Genomic DNA, 1,818 nt, shown 5'->3' with positions numbered 1-1,818 from the left:
GGCGGCCCGGGGGCTGCTGTAGGCCGCCGGCCGCCGTTCGCTCACGTGGCGGCGCCCGGCCCGGGCATGGCGTAGAAGCCCAGGAACATGTCCACCGCGTCGTGCAGCACCTGTCGCTGCTGGGCCGGCGTGAGCGGCGGCTGACCCAGCGCCAGCTGCGGCCAGAAGGCGAAGGCCTTGACCATGCCCTGCAGCTGGTGCGCGGCATATTGCGGATCGACCCCGCCACGCAGGCGGCCGGCCTGCTGCGCCGCGTGGATCCACGCGGGAACGCCTTCTTCCTTCTCGCCCAGGCGCGCCACCATGGCCTGCGCGCGGGCCGGGGTGTGCAGCATCTCGGCCATGGCCACGCGCGACAGGTCCATGAACGCCGCATCGCCCAGCAGCGCCATCTTGCGCTCCAGCAGCTCCAGCAACTGCGCGCGCAGGGGCCGCTGCGGATCGTGCCCCGGTGCCGCCAGCGACTGGCTGCGGTCCCACAGCTGCCCGAGGATGGCGGCGAACAGGTCGTCCTTGCTGGGGAAATGGTTGTAGACCGTGCGCTTGGAGACCGCGGCCGCGGCGGCCACCCGGTCCATGCTGGTGCCGGCGAAGCCGTGCTCGCGGAACTCGCCGATCGCCGCCTGGACGATGGCATGGCGCTTGCGGTCGGTCAGGCGGGAGGGCGGCGGAGCGATGGCGGTCATAGGCAAAATTTTACACTCGGCAGTTTACTTTTCTGGATCGAACACTACACTGTGCAGTGCAGTTTTTGGGGTGGTTGCTTGCCCGCCTCGCTGCCCGCCCGGGTTCTCCGGCCATTTCACTTTCTCATCGCCATGGCTTACCGCATGTCCTCCTGTTCCGAATCGCCGGCCGCTCCGCACGGCCCGTCGCCCCAGTTCGTTGACGGGCGCTTTCGCAACGCGGCGCCCCGGCACCGCCTGGGCATGCTCAAGACGCTCGGCGTGCTGTGGCGGTTCGCCCTCGGCAAGCCCGCGGACACGGTGCCGGACCGGCCCATCGCCGTCCAGCCCCTGACCACCGCCGCACTGCTGCAGGCGCCGGACGACAGCCTGTGGCGGCTGGGGCATTCGACCCTGCTGCTCAAGCTGGACGGCCGATTCTGGCTCACCGACCCGGTGTTTTCCGAGCGCGCCTCGCCGGTGCAGTTCCTGGGCCCCAAGCGCTTTCATGCGCCGCCGCTGGCCATCGAAGACCTGCCGCCCATCGCGGGCGTGATCCTCTCGCACGACCATTACGACCACCTGGACCACGCGGCGATCCTGAAGCTCGCGCCCAAGGTGGAGCACTTCGTCGCGCCGCTGGGCGTGGGCGACCGCCTCATCGCCTGGGGCGTGCCGGCGGCCAAGGTGCAGCAGTTCGACTGGTGGCAGGGCACGACCCTCGGCGGGCTGCGCCTGGTGGCCACGCCGGCGCAGCATTTTTCGGGGCGCAGCCTGTCGGACGGCAACCGCACGCTGTGGGCGTCATGGGTGCTGATGACGGCGGACACCCGCATCTTCTTCACCGGCGACACGGGCTATTTCGACGGCTTCCAGGCCATCGGCGAGCGCTTCGGCCCGTTCGATCTCACGCTGGTGGAAACCGGCGCCTACAACGCCGACTGGCCCGACGTGCACATGCAGCCCGAGCAGAGCCTGCAGGCCCATCTGGACGTGAAGGGCCGCCACATGATGCCCATCCACAACGGCACGTTCGACCTGTCGCTGCACCCGTGGACCGAGCCCTTCGAGCGCATCACCGCGCTGGCCGCCGCAGCCGGCGTGCCGCTGGTGGCGCCGGCGATGGGCGAGCGGCTCGACATCCGGGGCGCCG

Annotated in this window: 2 protein-coding genes; one reads left to right on the top strand and one right to left on the bottom strand. The window is 70.4% G+C overall.

Translation table 11 applies throughout. The features are described from left to right. Nucleotides 1-41 precede the first annotated feature (41 nt). On the bottom strand, nt 42-686 hold the full coding sequence (locus AC27KI_RS23980) for a TetR/AcrR family transcriptional regulator (RefSeq protein WP_487116234.1): 645 nt from the start codon (nt 684-686) through the stop codon (nt 42-44). Nucleotides 687-830: 144 nt separating this feature from the next. Between AC27KI_RS23980 and AC27KI_RS23975 the strand changes: the two genes are divergently transcribed. Beyond that, a partial coding sequence (locus tag AC27KI_RS23975) for an MBL fold metallo-hydrolase (protein WP_487090839.1) occupies nt 831-1,818 on the top strand: 988 nt, incomplete at its 3' end.

The organism is Acidovorax sp. KPB24-03 (genome assembly GCF_057546605.1).
This window is presented reverse-complemented; position numbering and strand designations above follow the sequence as displayed.